Origin of the sequence: Kibdelosporangium phytohabitans (genome assembly GCF_001302585.1) — a bacterium.
Classification (GTDB): Bacteria; Actinomycetota; Actinomycetes; order Mycobacteriales; family Pseudonocardiaceae; genus Kibdelosporangium; species Kibdelosporangium phytohabitans.
In genome coordinates, this window is sequence record NZ_CP012752.1 from 9351298 (window position 1) to 9364615 (window position 13318).

Genomic DNA, 13318 nt, shown 5'->3' on the forward strand with positions numbered 1-13318 from the left:
GCGCTGATTGTTTGTCATCAGATGAGCGCCAGGCGGCGATTTTTGTCGGGGGAAACGAAAACCGGGGGCATGCGGAGCAGAGTCAGGACGACTCGGCGAGACGCCAGGCGCGGGGCGATGTGCCGTACGTGCGGGTGAAGGCGGCTTCGGAGGCGTAGCCGACGGTGGTGGCGATACGGCTGACAGGTCCGGTTGTGGAGTGCAGGAGGTGGGCGGCGCGGGCCAGTTCGTCCACCGACCAGTCGTGTTCCGGACCGTGTGCGCCGAACTGCGCGCCCGTGGGTTCGAACGGATCCACGCCGTGGAGAACCCGTGACCTCACTGGCCGACGACACGGCCCGCGCGCAGCAGCTCATCGAGCAGGCTGCTCAGTCCTCCTGAATCTTCTCCCCGGTGTAGACCAGGAGGTATGCCAGGACGCTCGCGATCCCGGCGGTGACGCAGGCGGTGTCGGCCACCGACGTCCCGAACAGTTCCACCAGGAGGCCGGAGCCGGTGACGATGCCGATGGTCTGGCCCAGTGTGACGGCGATGCCGCCGATCAGGAACACGGCCAGCAGGACGCGGGACGCGGTCAGCAGGATTGTGCGCATGTCGGCCACTTTCACGTCGGGATCCAGAGAATGCCGACGGCCAGCAGGATGCCGGTGATCAGCGTCGGGATCAGGTAGTAGAGCACCACGGGGACGAAGATGCGGACCGGGTTGATCTCCGCGATCCCCGCGGCGACGTAGAGCGGCGCCGCGCCGGGCGGGGAGCAGCCCTCCGACGACGCCCACACGAGGATGGCGGCGAAGGCCACCGCCGGGTGGATTCCGGCGGTGGTCAGCGCGACGAACGCGACCGGTCCGACAGCGGCCACTGTGGACGTCGTGTTCAGCGGACCGGCGACGATCACGATGATCAGGCCGACCACGATCGCCGCGACGACCTGCGGCACCCCGGTGAGCCCGGTCAGGTACGGCGTGAGCTGTTTTCCCAACCCGAGCGTGTTGAGCACGTTCGACGCGGCGAAGGCCGCGATCATCGTCATCCCGACGAGGCCGAGTTTCGGGCTCACCTCGCCCAGCAGCGACCACCACTGGGAACGGCCGCGCGGCAGCGCCTTGCGCTCGACGACCAAACCGACCAGCAGCATCACGACCGGCAGCCAGATCAGCAGCGGGATCACGTCGTCCGCGTCCAGCCCGGTCCGGTCGGCCACCAGGCTCCCCGAGGCGACGATGATCGGCAACGCGATCGAGCCGAGCACCACCAGCGAGGGCCAGCCGGCGCGCAACGACGTCCGGAGTGGACGGAGGTCGGCCGCGGCCATCGCACCGACTCCGCGTTTGCGGACGATCACGGCGGCCACGACCACCCGCATCAGAACCATCCAGGTCCCGGTGACGAACATCGCGGCCACGATGTCGCCCGCGCTGAGCACCGGCAGCACGGTCGGCGCCGCGAGCAGGACGAAGAACGCCCCGCTGAAGGGAAAGGTCGCGCCGACTCCGGCGTTCCCGGACAGCACCAGCGCCGCCGTCTCGCCGCTCGCCTTGGATCGCTTCATCCAGGGTATGGTGATCGAGCCGATGGTCGCCACGATCGCGGCGCCGTTGTGGGCCACAGCACCGAACAGCCCGGACGCGACGGTCGCGGCGTACGCCGATCCGCCGCGGTAGCGGCCGAGGACCGAGCTGAGGATGTCGACCATCCGGCCGACGAGTCCGGTCCGGGTGAGCAGTTCGCTGACGAACACGAAAGCCAGCGCGGCGAACGTGATCTCCGACTTGAGCCCGTCGACCAGGCTCTTCCAGCCGACCGCGAGCGCGTCCGCCCCGGCGAACGCGGCGGTGACGACGAACCCGACGGCCATGGCCTCGCCGATGTTCCGCTTGAACACGGCGTTCCACACGATGATGGTCAGGATGAAGGCGCCCAAGGCGTAGATCGCGTTCATCAGACGTCACCTTCGGCTGGTGTCAGACCGGCCCGCGCGTACGCCTCCTTCGCGGACTGTCCACAGAGGAAGTCCCGTAGCAGCACGGCGTCAGGGGCCGCGCCGGTACCGAGCGCGACCGAGAAGTCGCTGTAGTGCTGGACCTCTTCCGGCAACGGCCCGACCACCCGCGCCTCGGGGACGAACTTGAGTTCGCTCATCTGCTGGATCGCCAGGTCTGCCCGGCCGTCGAGGACGGCGAGCGCGGTGAATCCCTTCTCCACCACGGTCGCGCGGGCGTTGACCTCGTCCGCGATGCCGAGGTGCTCGATCAGGGAGGCGAAGTAGATCCCGCTGGCGCCGGTGCGGGAGTACGCGACCGAACGGGCCGAGGTCAGCGCCTCCCGCAGCGCCGGAACGGTCGACGTGTCGGGAATGGACACGTCAGGGGCGACCGCGACGCCGACGCCGGTCCTGGCGATGGGGATGGTCGGCCGGCCCAGTGCGGCGAGGGTTTCGGTCACGGCGATGACGACGTCCGGCTTCGCCCCCGCTTCGATCCGCTTCATCAGCACGGTGGTGGGGTCGTACACGGTTTCCACCGGGATCCCGGTTTCCGCCGTGAAACCGGGCACCAGGGTTTCGAGGGCTTTCTTCACCGCGAGGGCGCTGAACAAGGTGAGCATGCTGGATGTCCGTTCGTCATTGAACAAGGTCCTGCCGTTGCCGCTCGGTCAGCGGCCGGGTGCGCATGCCGTGCAGCAGCAGGAATATCTTGGCTGTGTGTTCGATCTCGTCGAGCACGTCCATGGCCGTGCCGAGATCGGCTCCGGCGATGACCGGTCCGTGATTGCTGAGCAGGAACGCCCGATGATCCGCGGCGGCGGCGGCCACGGCGGCGGAGATGTCTGTGTCTCCAGGCGCATAGTACGGAAGCAGTGGAAGCTTGCCAACACGCATCGCGAAATACGCTGTCAGCGTTGGGATCGCGTCGGCCGGGTCGAGGTCGGCCAGGCAGGAAACCGCTGCCGAGTACGTCGAATGCGTGTGCACCACGGCATTGGCGTCCGGGCGTTGCCTCAGGACGATCGCGTGCAGGAAGGCCTCTTTGGACGGTTTCGGCCCGTCGAGGTGGGTACCGCCGAGGTCGATAGTGGACAGTTCGCCGGGCAGCAGTGTGCCCAGTTTGCACCCGGTCGGCGTGACAAGGATCTTGTCGCCGGTTCGGACCGAGATGTTGCCCGTACTGCCGTGTGTGAGGCCGCGTGCGTACAGCGAGCGCGCAGCGGTCACCAGCAGGTCCCGTTCGCGGATCATCCATCCTCCCGTGAGGCCGTGACGAGCAGGCCGACGTGACCGAAGTTGCCGGATTTCAGCAGCAGCGCCAGGTCCGGCCTGCCGACCGGGTGGATCCACGGCACACCGGCGTCCACCTCCGCCCCGACCGCACCACCGGACACGCCGAGCGCGCCGACAACCGCGCCGGACGTCTCACCACCGGCCACGATCAACCGCCGCACTCCCCGGCGGACCAGGCCGTCGGCCACCAGCCCGGACGCTCGCTCCAGAATCCACGCGGACTCCTCGACACCGAGGACTTCCTGTGTTCGCTGGAGGTCGACCGGGCCCATCGACGAGTAGATCAACGGAGCAGCGCTGCCGGGCAAGGCGTCGTACCACGCCAACGCCTGGGCCGCGAGCACGTCCGGATCGTTCTGGGACACCGGATCCAGCCGGTACGCGGGCCTGCCGACCCTGATCATGGCGGCGATCTGTTCGAGCGTGCGCGCCGAACACGAGCCGGAAAGCACGGCTGCCGGGCCGGTCACGGGCGGATTCTCCAGCTGGCCCGAGGTTCCGGGCCTCGCGGTGGCCAGGCCACGCGCCAGCCCGGCGGCACCGGCGACCAGCGGCGCTCGCCGCAACGCCTGCCCGATCACGGTCAGATCGGTGTCGTCGACCGCGTCGAGGAACAGGTACCGGTCATTGGCCGACGACAGAGCGTCCGCCAGGCCGTTGCGCACGGTTTCCAGCGGCAGCACGCCGACTGACTCGGCGGTCTGGGCACGCAGAAGCCTCGGCAGGTACGAGTCGCGCATGGGGTTCACGGGGTGGTCACGCATGGGGGACTCGGCCAGCAGTGTGCCGCCGACGAACAGGTGTCCCTGGTACTGCGTGCGCCCGTGATGTGGCGAACTCGGTGTCATGGCAACGGTTTTGACTGACAGGGCGTCGGCGAGCGCGTCGAGCACGGGGCCGATGTTGCCCAGCGGCGTCGAGTCGAAGGTGGAGCAGTACTTGAAGTAGACCTGGTCAGTGCCGTTGCCGCGCAACCAGTCGAGCGCGGCAAGCGATTGCGCCACCGCCTGTTCGGGCTCGCCCGTGCGGGTCTTCAACGCGATGACCACGGCGTCGTGGCCTGGCAAGTCGGCGGGAGGTGGGACTCCGAAGAACAGCAGAGTTCGCAGTCCCTGGGACCGCAACGCCACGGCGACGTCGGTGCCGCCGGTGTAGTCGTCCGCGATGGCCCCGATCATGTCGTGACCACCGCCTTCAGTTTCGCCGCGGCGCTGCGCGGGCCGGAGATGACGGGGATGTCGAGCTTCGGCGCGTAAGGCGTCAGTGAGTACTGGGCCAGCAGAACGGCGTCCACGGTATGAGCACGGCAAGCGTCCGCGATGTCCGCGGGACTGGAGACAACCCCAGTCGCATTGGGGTGATCCAGCCGGGACAGGGTGTCGTGCAACGCCGATTCCAGTGACGCGACCACAAGAAGGCTCCGACGAGCACGTGCTTGCTCGAAAGCCGCCGCATCCGGGGCCAGCACCGGAATGACGGACGATTCCTCGGCGATGAAGCCGTACATCGAACACGTGAGAAGCACGGCGTCGGCGGAGTCGGCCGCGTGGGCGATCAGCCGCCGCACCCGGTCGGCCAGCTGAGGCGTGACGCCACCGCTGCTTTCCGCGTCCGGCAACAGCTTGTCGTCCAGCAGGTTCCACGGATCCGCCTGCGGGAACTCCTCCGCCAACCCGGCCACGGCCGGGCCGATCGCCGCGGTGGTGGCGCTGATCAGGGCGATACGGGGGCTCATGGCAGCAACTCCTTGATCCACTTCAGTCCGCTGGCGGTGTCGGCGACCGGCTGGTACTCGCAGCCGATCCAGCCGTCGTGACCCGCGAGGACGGCGAAGACCCCGGGCCACGGGATGTCGCCCGTTCCCGGCTCGCCGCGGCCGGGCGAGTCCCCGATCTGGACGTGGCGGGTCACCGGCAGGGACTCGGTCAGCGAGCCGAGCAGATCGGTTTCCATGACCTGGGCGTGGAAGACGTCGAACAGCAGGCCGACACCGATCTCGCCGGCCACAGCCGCGGCCTGTTCCTGGCTGCTCAGGACGAACCCCGGTTTGCTCTGGGCCTCCAGCAGCAGCTGCACACCACAGCCGGTGGCGCGGTCGGCGGCCCACGCGACGTTGCCCACGTACCGCGCGAAGGCCCGGTCCGGGCTGACTCCGTCCGGGACGGTCCCACCGACCAGGTGCAGGAACGAACTGCCCAGTTCGACCGCGTATTCGAGGCTTTGGTCCACTCCATCGCGGAAGTTCGCGTCCATGCAGGTACCCGGGGTGTTGATCAGTACCTGTTTGAGCCCGGCGTCGGACAGGCGCTTGGTCAGCCAGGCGGGTGTGTACGGGTAGGGATCGGCGTATTCGACTCCGGTGAACCCGGCTGCCGCCGCCGAGTCGAAGCGTTGTTCGAAGGGCAGTTCGGTGAACAACCATCCGAGGTTGGCATCGAGACGCATCAGATCACCTCGTGGTTGACGAGGTTTTTCGGCGTGCGGCCGTCGAGGACGTCGATCACCTGCTGGGTGGCCATCAGGCTCGACCTGGACCGCGCCTCGACGGTGGCGGCCGCGATGTGGGCGGTGACGATGACGTTGTCCAGTTCGCGCAGCTTGCTGGTGGCGGGCAACGGTTCCTCACGCAGGACATCCAGCGCGGCCCCGGCCAGTTCACCCTTGGCCAGCGCGTCGGCGAGGGCGTCCTCGTCCACCACTTCGCCGCGGGCGGTGTTGATCAGGTACGACGCCGGTTTCATCATCCGCAACGCGGTGGCGTCGATCAGGTGGCGCGTCGCCGGGCTGAGGAAGATGTGCAGGCTCAGGAAGTCCGACTGCCGCAGCACTTCGTCGAAGGACAAGACCGCCACACCGTTCTCGTGGACGGGTTCGCGGTCGAAGGCGATCACGCGCATGCCGAGCGCGAGGCCGAGGCGTGCCACGGTTTTGCCGATCGAACCGAGCCCGATCACGCCGAGCGTCGCGCCTTCCAGTTCACGGCCGCTGCGCTGCTCCCAGCCGCCCGCGTGGATGGACGCGATGTTCTGCGGGATCCCCCTGGCGCAGTTGAGCATCAGGGCCAGCACGTGCTCGGCGACTGAGCGGCGGTTGGCACCGGGGGTGAAGGTGACGGCGACGCCGTTGCGGGTCGCCGCGTCGACGTCGATGTTGTCGTACCCGGCGCCGCAGCGGCCGATGACCTTCAGCTTCGGGGCCGCGCCGAGCACCTCGGCGGTGAACGCGTCGGTGCCCGCGACGATCCCGTCGACGTCGGCCACGACATCTCGCAGCCGCAGTCCCGACGCCTCCCGCCGCGCGGGCGTGGCGAACACCGCTTCGTACCCGGCGTCGCCGAGCAGCCGGTCCACGCCGTCGCCCGGCGCGAGGTAGGCGGCGGTCACAAGCACTCGCTTGGTCATGTTTCCCCTGATCAACAGTGGTCAGATGTAAATACTATAGGATTAATGTCAATACTATAGTTTTGATCACCGCGGGAGTGCCCAGGTGAGGGCGGATATCTTCATAGCGACGAAGGAGGGTTCATGACGTCCCCACGGCGGAGGTCCGAACGGCAGCCGCTCGCCGACAAGATGTACGAGGTGCTGCTCGGCCAGTTCACCGACGGCCGGTGGACCGCGGGCGAGCCGGTCAACATCGGCGCGCTGTCCCGTGAGCTCGACGTCAGCCAGACCCCACTGCGCGAAGCCCTCGCCCGGCTGGAGCACACCGGCCTGGTGCGCCGCGAGGCGCTCAAGGGCTACCGGGTCGCTCCCCTGCTGACCGAGTTCGAGCTGACCAAGCTGATGGACGCCCGCGCGGTGCTGGAACCGGCGATGGCGTACGAGGCGGCCCGACGGACCACCCCGGAATTCCTGGACGCGGTTCTCGACGCGGTGGACACCCTGGCCACGCTGGACAGCGCGGTGTTCAGCGACTACTGGAAGGCCGACGAACGCTTCCACCTGCTGATCGCCAAGCAGGCCGACAACCCGTTCCTGGAGACGGCGTACAAGTCGCTCGGCGGACAGGTGCAGCGGTTCCGGTTCTTCGCGACACTGGGCTCGGCTCGTGGCGCGCCCGGGCTTGCGGCCGAGGAGCACCGCGCGGTGCACGCCGCGTTGGTGGCGGGCGATCCGGATGAGGCGTCAGCAAAGATGCGCCTGCACATCGAGAACGCGAAGGCACGCGTGCTCAGCGATCGCGCCGCCGTGGCGAGCTCGCTCAGCCGTTGATTCGGTTTTTGCCGGTGGTGAGCCCCAAGGTCCGCAGCATGGACGAGAGCTTGCGGCTGGACGCGACGTACTGCGAGGCACGGACTACAGCGCACCGGATCAACCCGAGTTCACCAAGCAGGCCCGTACCTGCTACCAGGCCGGTTCCCGGCCGACGGCCCCGCCACTTTCCTGCAGACACCGTTCAACGGCGGGAGTATGGGCGGCGAGGTCGACGCCGACTTCGACCGTGAGCCGCTGACCATCCCGGCTCCCGGCTTCGGCGACTGGGTCGCACTGGCCCGATTCACCCAGCCGTACCGTCTCGTCGAAGCCAAGTCCACTCAACCCGTTGCTTCCGGCGGGGTGATCGCTCAGCAACCGAGGACGACGAGGGTCACTCGCCGCGGCACGCATGTCTGATCAGTTCGTGCACTGTGGCCGAGTACCCGAACCCGCCCGAGGTCCCGCCGGAAATCCTGGACACGCTGTCCTTCCTCGATGAGCGCGGTAACCCGGACCAACGTCGACTGAGAGCTCACCCGTCGAGGCGGTCGCCTTCGACCGCGCGGAGGAACGCGAGTCCTTGTTCGGCGGTCAACCTGAGCACCGGGCCAGTGGCGTTCTTCGAATCACGGATGCCGAAACCTGCCTCAGTGCGGGCCAACTCGACGCAGTCACCCGTGCTGGCGGACCGACTGGACTTCCGCCATGCCGCCTGATCGAAGTCGCTGCTGGTGGTCATCGGATTCCCTTCCTGATCTGGTCGATCAGCCGGCTGGACTCCTTCGGCGACCTGGCCTGAACCCGCAGGTGGTTCATCACCTGCCGGTAATCCTGGAGCTCGGCCGGCTCTTCGAAGAACAAGCCCCGCACACGCGTCTCGACATACACCAGGCCAGAATCGCCCGGAATCGGGAACGTCATCATGGTAAACGGGCCGTGCAGCGCTGGGTAGGGCACAACATCCCGGGAGACGACCCGCAACTCGACGTTGGGCAACTTGGCAAGTTCCAGCAGATGAGCGAGTTGGCCGCGCATCACTTCCGGTCCGCCAACGGGTACTTCGAGCACCAGCTGGGGCACCACGAGCCACAGGAGCGTCGGCGACTCGACAGTAAGCAACTCCTTCCGCCGCAGCCGCAACCGCAATCGGCGGCGAATCTCCGCCTCCGGCAAACCTCGTGTATCACCGCGAAGCAGGGCTTCGGCGTAATCGGCCGTCTGTACCAAGCCCTTCAGCACCAGCGCGTCGTATGACTCGATCTGGGTCGCTCCGGCTTCCAGGCCCACGTAGAGGTTGAACTGCTCCGGATCGTTCGCCGCGGCTTCGCTGGGCGTTCTCCTGCGGGCTGTCGGGAGGATGGCGAGCAGCTCGGCTGCCTCGTCGGTCGCCTCGTACAACTCCAGCAGCCGGATCAGGTCCTCGTCCGGCGGCACGCTGCGCATCACTTCGAAGTGGTAGACCCGGTTCGCCGCGATGCCGGTCCGCCTGCTCACTTCTTTCTGCGTCATGCCGGAGTTCTCGCGGTGCTGGCGGAGCGCGATCGCGACGCGGCGGCGCAGCACGGCGACAGACGTGGACACGGGCATGGGGCTCCTCGGGATGCAGTACACGAACGTGTCATCGACTTGACGTGATTCCTACGGGTCAAGCCATACTGTGGGGCGATTGTAACCGCTCATGAGCGCCTTCGAGTAGCGGCGCGCCGATCAGGGAGGTTCCCATGCTGATGTTCGTGGACGCGGGTGTGGCCAACGACGTACCGATCGCCATGTCCATGCGACGGCCGGACGACCCGGTCGTGTCGATCATGTTCGGCGGGGAGCTGATCACGCTCGAGTTCTTCGACGTGGCAAGCCTGGAACGCCTCAGCGACCTCGCCGCCGAGGGCGCGCGGCGGCTGCGCGGCGCGATCGAGACGGGGACCGAAGCGGAGGCGGCTCGACGGTCCGCGCCGACCGGGGGATAACCGCCGCGACATCCCGGGACGTCCCTTTCGGACCGCTTGTGCGCCATGCGCTCCCTCCATCCGAACGCGTGGTTAATCCTCGACTGAAACCCGCTGGTCAACCGCCATTCGGTGGTGATGATTCGGCCGTTCGACCCATCAAGTCCCACCGGTGTCTGGTAGAAAACCTCAAACGGGTGAAACTTCGACGGAACCGCGGCCAGGTGGGGTGCGTCGGAGCGATCGCACGGGGCATTCGATACGACTGGGGTGAAGGCCGTCATGCCCGATGGGTTTGGGACAGTTCCCGAGGAGCTACGCACCGCCGCCAACAAGATCGGTGACGTGGTCGGCAAAGTCGCCGGCGCCGTCTGGCAACCTCCGAGCGGGGACTACGGACACCCTGGTGTCCAGCAGGGCTGGTCTGTGTTCATCGAGGACATGAAGAAGTACGTCGACGACCTCAAGGCCAAGGCGGACGGTCACGGCGACAACCTGATCACCGCCGCCACCTCCTACCTGGAGAGGGAAACCGGCGTCGGCGACATCCTCGGCAAGGTCGGCGACATGTTCGACGGCGGCGGCACCAGCGAGGGCGGTCTCACCGGCGGCGCCATCGGCATCGCACCGAGCATCTCCGGGCGGCTCAACCCCGGCGGTCACCAAGAATCAGCTCCGGGTGGCAACCCGACCGGACCCGGACGGATGGTGTTCTGATGGCCGCCGAACTCGGCCAGACCCTCGACCCCCGCGCGCTCATCCCCGGGATGCCCGAGGCGATCTCCTCCGACCTGCAGGCGCTGGTCGACACCGTCAAGCAGGTCGGCTCGGTCGGCCAGGACCTCGGCTCGGTCGACGTGGTCGAGTGGACCGGCCAGGCCGCGAACAGCTTCCTGGAGATGTTCGGCCAGGAACCTCCCAAGTGGATGCAGGCGGTCGAGGACATGGGCCTCGGCGGCCAGGCCCTCGCCGACTTCGGCGACACGCTCACGTGGGCGCAGGGCGAGGCCCAGCGTGCGATCGAGATGTACACCGAGGCCATGGCGGCCTCCCGCGCGGCAGCCGCGGACGCGCTGAACGCGGCACAGAACGGTGTGGTCACCCCGTTCACCGATCCGGCCGCGGCCGCGTTCCACAACGCGCAGACGGTCCTGCAGAACGCCCGTGAGCAGCTGGCTTCGGCCGGCGGCTCGATCGCGGAGATGTTCGGCATGCAGGACAACGGCGAAGGCAAGTACACCAAGCAGGTCGGCAACGAGCGCGGTTTCGGCGTCGACGGCCACAACCCCAACAAGCCAGGCTGGCACAAGGGCCCCGGTGGCAAGAGCTACAACCGCGAGTTCGGCAGCCAGAACCAGGGCGGGCTCGGCGACGTCTTCGGCGGCCTGATGTCGGGCGCGCTCAAGCAGCTGGGCATCGACATCCCCGAGGGCGAGTGGAAGGCCGCGGCCGAGGCCAAGGTCTGGGGCGCCGAGGCCGAGGGCAAGTTCGACAACGGCACCTTCAACGGCAGCGGCAAGGCCGGTATCGACGTGCTCGGCGCGGGCGCGGAAGCGCACGCCAAGTGGGGCCCGGACGGTCTGACCGCCGGTGCCAGCGCCGAGGCGTACCTGGCCAAGGCCAGTGCCGAGGGCACGGTCGGCTGGGGCGACCACGCCAGCGTGTCCGGCAAGGCCGAAGGGTTCGTCGGCGCCAACGCCGAGGCCGAGGCCAACATCGGCTGGGGCGGCGCGGACGTCAGCGCCGGTGCCTTCGCCGGTGCGAAGGCCGAAGGCGACATCGGCGCCGAGGTCGGCGGTGTCGGTGCCGGTGTGCACGGCGAGGCGTGGGCCGGTGCGGGCGCTGAGGCCTCCGCCCAGCTGGGCATGGGCAACGACGGGAAGTTCCACATCGGCGCGTCGGTCGGCCTCGGGCTCGGCGTCGGTGCGAAGCTCGGCTTCGACGTCAGCGTCGACCCGGGCAAGGTCGTCGATACGGTGTCCGATGTGGCTGGTGCGGTCGGCGACGGCATCAGCAGCGCGGGCAAGGCGATCGACGACGGCATCGGCAACGCCGCCAAGGGCGTCAAGAACTTCTTCGGACTGTAGAACGGATGGAGATCCAACGGTATGGCAACCACGATTCCGGTACCGATCGAGTTCTCGCTGCCCACGGGCTGGCAGGCGGCCCCACCGGATGAGGTCGGTTCGCCGAACGTCGCGTTCGTCGCGCTGAAACCACCCGCGGTCAACGGGTTCACGTCGAACATCACGATCTCCGGCGAGGTCAGGCCGGACGTGCCGCTCACCGACATCGCCGACGAGGCACTGGCCAAACTGCAGGCCGAGGTCGCGCAGATGAAGGTCGGCAAGCGCAGCGAGCACGGCACGCCGGAGAACCCCGGCCTGACGCAGGCGGTGCGGATGTTGATCGTGGCCAACGGCAGGCAGATGGACGTCGCCCAGCTGCAGGTGTTCCTCGGCATGCAGGACGTGCGCAACCCGCAGCAGCAGGCGGTGCTGCACCTCGTGCTGACCGCGGACTCCGACGAGTTCGAGCGCGTGGTCAGCGACTTCCAGCAGTTCATCGAGACCGTGCGGCCGGACACGGGCGCGCAGAACAACAACGGGGGCTACCGATGACCGAGTGGCCGCAGCGCCTGGCACAGCGGATCCAGGCGATCGACCAGGCCGCCGCCGACAACCGGCTGCGCGCCGAGTCGTACAAGCAGATGACCGAGGAGCTGAAGGCCGTCGACGGGACCGCGTCGTCGCCCGACGGCATGGTCACCGTCGTCGCCGGTGCGGGCGGCTCGGTCAAGTCGATCTCGTTCGACGAGTCGTTCAAGACCGCGACCGCGGACCTGCTGGCCAAGACGGTGATGCACACCATCGCCAGGGCGCAGGCGGACGCGGCACGCGCACAGGCAGAGGTGGTCCGACGCGGGCTGGGCGGGTCGGAACTCCTTGACCGGGTGCTGTCGGAGGAGGAGCGGACGTTCGGCGACAAGCCGACGCCCGACCCCGGGGTGCAGGTGCTGCGGCAGGCGCCGGCGTCGTCCCGGGCCGGATACGACGACTACGAGGACGGTTTCGACATCTACCAGGGAATGCGCCGTTGAGCCCGGTAGCGATCATCGCGATCGTCGTCGGCGGTCTCGTCATCGTCGGCGGGCTGCTCACCTGGATGATGATCTGGCTGCGCAAGGACTACAAGGAGTCAGTCGAAGGCGTCCTCACCCGCCTCGACGCGGAAGCGCCCAGCCGTGGCTGGCACTACGAGGAACGCGCGGACAGCTACAACCAGGTGTTCGACGAGGTCCAGCAGTACGCCCCGCTGTCGGCGACAGTGATCGGCTTCGACCGGCAGCCGAGCGCCGTGCGGGCGCACGAGGTCGTCACCGGCCAGCACCGGGGCAGGCCGTTCATGGCCGCGCGGTTCCACATCAAGGATCCGCCGGACAGCAACGGTCCGGGCAGCATGCACGACCAGCACGCGATCTGGGTGCGCACGCCGGTGCCGAGGCCGACGCTGGACGTGCGGTCCGTACCGAGGCTGCAGAGCAGCATCGGCTCCGCGCTCGGCGTCGGTGACCTGGCGATCGGGCACCGCGAGTTCGACGCCCGCTACCAGGTCACCGCGGAGAACGAGCAGTTCGCGCGTGATGTCCTGTCGCCGCAGCTGATCGACTTCCTGCTGACCGACTCGCGCACGTTCCAGGGCTTCTGGATCCGCGGGCAGCAGCTGGAAGTGGTCGGTGACATCGTCCCGGACCACCGCGACCCCGGCCCGCTCACGGGCGCGCTGGATCTGCGGTGCGACATCCTCGACCGGATCCCGCAGCAGGTCTGGACATGACCACAGCGCTGTGGCTTCACTGACCGCTCGTGCCGGCGGGGTTTGGTTTGGCGACT

The 13318-nt window shown here is 68.1% G+C and carries 19 protein-coding genes; 8 read left to right on the forward strand and 11 right to left on the reverse strand.

What is annotated here, in order from left to right; all coding sequences use genetic code 11:
- Nucleotides 1–82 precede the first annotated feature (82 nt).
- From AOZ06_RS41665 to AOZ06_RS41705, 9 genes are all read right to left on the reverse strand, one after another.
- Nucleotides 83–298 (reverse strand): AraC family transcriptional regulator, encoded by a 216-nt coding sequence (locus tag AOZ06_RS41665; protein ID WP_054294405.1) that lies wholly within the window; start codon nt 296–298, stop codon nt 83–85.
- Between the two features lie 70 nt (nt 299–368).
- A complete protein-coding gene (locus AOZ06_RS41670) occupies nt 369–593 on the reverse strand; it encodes a hypothetical protein (RefSeq protein ID WP_054297309.1) in 225 nt (74 codons plus the stop codon).
- An 11-nt stretch (nt 594–604) separates the two neighbouring features.
- On the reverse strand, nt 605–1942 hold the full coding sequence (locus tag AOZ06_RS41675; RefSeq protein ID WP_054294406.1) for a TRAP transporter large permease subunit: 1338 nt from the start codon (nt 1940–1942) through the stop codon (nt 605–607).
- Nucleotides 1942–2607, reverse strand: a complete 666-nt coding sequence (locus tag AOZ06_RS41680) for a molybdate ABC transporter substrate-binding protein (RefSeq protein WP_054294407.1) — start codon at nt 2605–2607, stop codon at nt 1942–1944. The genes AOZ06_RS41675 and AOZ06_RS41680 overlap by 1 nt, the downstream gene beginning before the upstream one ends.
- 16 nt (nt 2608–2623) lie before the next feature.
- Nucleotides 2624–3238: a class II aldolase/adducin family protein gene (locus AOZ06_RS41685; protein ID WP_054294408.1), complete on the reverse strand. Its 615-nt coding sequence runs from the start codon at nt 3236–3238 to the stop codon at nt 2624–2626.
- Nucleotides 3235–4458: a 3-oxo-tetronate kinase gene (gene otnK / locus AOZ06_RS41690; RefSeq protein ID WP_054294409.1), complete on the reverse strand. Its 1224-nt coding sequence runs from the start codon at nt 4456–4458 to the stop codon at nt 3235–3237. The genes AOZ06_RS41685 and otnK overlap by 4 nt, the downstream gene beginning before the upstream one ends.
- Nucleotides 4455–5015 carry a hypothetical protein gene (locus tag AOZ06_RS41695; protein WP_054294410.1) on the reverse strand — a complete coding sequence of 187 codons (561 nt, stop codon included), beginning with the start codon at nt 5013–5015 and terminating at the stop codon, nt 4455–4457. The genes otnK and AOZ06_RS41695 overlap by 4 nt, the downstream gene beginning before the upstream one ends.
- Entirely contained in the window at nt 5012–5725 is a 714-nt protein-coding gene (locus tag AOZ06_RS41700; RefSeq protein WP_054294411.1) for a hydroxypyruvate isomerase family protein, read from the reverse strand. The genes AOZ06_RS41695 and AOZ06_RS41700 overlap by 4 nt, the downstream gene beginning before the upstream one ends.
- A complete protein-coding gene (locus tag AOZ06_RS41705; RefSeq protein ID WP_054294412.1) occupies nt 5725–6681 on the reverse strand; it encodes a phosphoglycerate dehydrogenase in 957 nt (318 codons plus the stop codon). The genes AOZ06_RS41700 and AOZ06_RS41705 overlap by 1 nt, the downstream gene beginning before the upstream one ends.
- Before the next feature lie 123 nt (nt 6682–6804).
- On the opposite strand from AOZ06_RS41705, the gene AOZ06_RS41710 reads away from it, so the two are divergent.
- Both AOZ06_RS41710 and AOZ06_RS41715 read left to right on the forward strand, forming a co-directional pair.
- The gene (locus AOZ06_RS41710; protein WP_054294413.1) at nt 6805–7494 is read left to right on the forward strand and encodes a GntR family transcriptional regulator; all 690 of its coding nucleotides are present in this window, start codon (nt 6805–6807) and stop codon (nt 7492–7494) included.
- 198 nt (nt 7495–7692) lie between these two features.
- A complete protein-coding gene (locus AOZ06_RS41715) occupies nt 7693–7896 on the forward strand; it encodes a hypothetical protein (protein ID WP_054294414.1) in 204 nt (67 codons plus the stop codon).
- 115 nt (nt 7897–8011) lie between these two features.
- Here the strand turns inward: AOZ06_RS41715 and AOZ06_RS41720 are convergent, their stop codons facing one another.
- Nucleotides 8012–8218 (reverse strand): DUF397 domain-containing protein, encoded by a 207-nt coding sequence (locus AOZ06_RS41720; RefSeq protein ID WP_054294415.1) that lies wholly within the window; start codon nt 8216–8218, stop codon nt 8012–8014.
- Complete coding sequence (locus AOZ06_RS41725) at nt 8215–9042, reverse strand: helix-turn-helix domain-containing protein (RefSeq protein ID WP_169799057.1); 828 nt, start codon at nt 9040–9042, stop codon at nt 8215–8217. The genes AOZ06_RS41720 and AOZ06_RS41725 overlap by 4 nt, the downstream gene beginning before the upstream one ends.
- A 158-nt stretch (nt 9043–9200) precedes the next feature.
- On the opposite strand from AOZ06_RS41725, the gene AOZ06_RS41730 reads away from it, so the two are divergent.
- The 6 genes from AOZ06_RS41730 (at nt 9201) to AOZ06_RS41755 (ending at nt 13262) form a co-directional block, all read left to right on the forward strand.
- A complete protein-coding gene (locus tag AOZ06_RS41730; protein ID WP_054294417.1) occupies nt 9201–9446 on the forward strand; it encodes a hypothetical protein in 246 nt (81 codons plus the stop codon).
- A 261-nt stretch (nt 9447–9707) separates the two neighbouring features.
- The gene (locus AOZ06_RS41735) at nt 9708–10142 is read left to right on the forward strand and encodes a hypothetical protein (protein WP_157233536.1); all 435 of its coding nucleotides are present in this window, start codon (nt 9708–9710) and stop codon (nt 10140–10142) included.
- Nucleotides 10142–11512 (forward strand): putative T7SS-secreted protein, encoded by a 1371-nt coding sequence (locus tag AOZ06_RS41740; protein WP_054294419.1) that lies wholly within the window; start codon nt 10142–10144, stop codon nt 11510–11512. Before AOZ06_RS41735 ends, AOZ06_RS41740 begins: the two co-directional genes overlap by 1 nt.
- A gap of 21 nt (nt 11513–11533) precedes the next feature.
- Entirely contained in the window at nt 11534–12046 is a 513-nt protein-coding gene (locus AOZ06_RS41745) for a hypothetical protein (RefSeq protein ID WP_054294420.1), read from the forward strand.
- On the forward strand, nt 12043–12525 hold the full coding sequence (locus tag AOZ06_RS41750) for a YbaB/EbfC family nucleoid-associated protein (protein WP_054294421.1): 483 nt from the start codon (nt 12043–12045) through the stop codon (nt 12523–12525). The genes AOZ06_RS41745 and AOZ06_RS41750 overlap by 4 nt, the downstream gene beginning before the upstream one ends.
- The gene (locus AOZ06_RS41755) at nt 12522–13262 is read left to right on the forward strand and encodes a hypothetical protein (RefSeq protein ID WP_054294422.1); all 741 of its coding nucleotides are present in this window, start codon (nt 12522–12524) and stop codon (nt 13260–13262) included. The genes AOZ06_RS41750 and AOZ06_RS41755 overlap by 4 nt, the downstream gene beginning before the upstream one ends.
- The last annotated feature ends 56 nt before the right edge of the window (nt 13263–13318 follow it).

Coding starts and splice junctions, on each gene's coding strand:
- AOZ06_RS41670 (WP_054297309.1), bottom strand. CDS start 593: ATGCGCACAATCCTGCTGACCGCGTCCCGCGTCCTGCTGGCCGTGTTC.
- AOZ06_RS41675 (WP_054294406.1), bottom strand. CDS start 1,942: ATGAACGCGATCTACGCCTTGGGCGCCTTCATCCTGACCATCATCGTG.
- AOZ06_RS41680 (WP_054294407.1), bottom strand. CDS start 2,607: ATGCTCACCTTGTTCAGCGCCCTCGCGGTGAAGAAAGCCCTCGAAACC.
- AOZ06_RS41685 (WP_054294408.1), bottom strand. CDS start 3,238: ATGATCCGCGAACGGGACCTGCTGGTGACCGCTGCGCGCTCGCTGTAC.
- otnK (WP_054294409.1), bottom strand. CDS start 4,458: ATGATCGGGGCCATCGCGGACGACTACACCGGCGGCACCGACGTCGCC.
- AOZ06_RS41695 (WP_054294410.1), bottom strand. CDS start 5,015: ATGAGCCCCCGTATCGCCCTGATCAGCGCCACCACCGCGGCGATCGGC.
- AOZ06_RS41700 (WP_054294411.1), bottom strand. CDS start 5,725: ATGCGTCTCGATGCCAACCTCGGATGGTTGTTCACCGAACTGCCCTTC.
- AOZ06_RS41705 (WP_054294412.1), bottom strand. CDS start 6,681: ATGACCAAGCGAGTGCTTGTGACCGCCGCCTACCTCGCGCCGGGCGAC.
- AOZ06_RS41710 (WP_054294413.1), top strand. CDS start 6,805: ATGACGTCCCCACGGCGGAGGTCCGAACGGCAGCCGCTCGCCGACAAG.
- AOZ06_RS41715 (WP_054294414.1), top strand. CDS start 7,693: ATGGGCGGCGAGGTCGACGCCGACTTCGACCGTGAGCCGCTGACCATC.
- AOZ06_RS41720 (WP_054294415.1), bottom strand. CDS start 8,218: ATGACCACCAGCAGCGACTTCGATCAGGCGGCATGGCGGAAGTCCAGT.
- AOZ06_RS41730 (WP_054294417.1), top strand. CDS start 9,201: ATGCTGATGTTCGTGGACGCGGGTGTGGCCAACGACGTACCGATCGCC.
- AOZ06_RS41735 (WP_157233536.1), top strand. CDS start 9,708: ATGCCCGATGGGTTTGGGACAGTTCCCGAGGAGCTACGCACCGCCGCC.
- AOZ06_RS41740 (WP_054294419.1), top strand. CDS start 10,142: ATGGCCGCCGAACTCGGCCAGACCCTCGACCCCCGCGCGCTCATCCCC.
- AOZ06_RS41745 (WP_054294420.1), top strand. CDS start 11,534: ATGGCAACCACGATTCCGGTACCGATCGAGTTCTCGCTGCCCACGGGC.
- AOZ06_RS41750 (WP_054294421.1), top strand. CDS start 12,043: ATGACCGAGTGGCCGCAGCGCCTGGCACAGCGGATCCAGGCGATCGAC.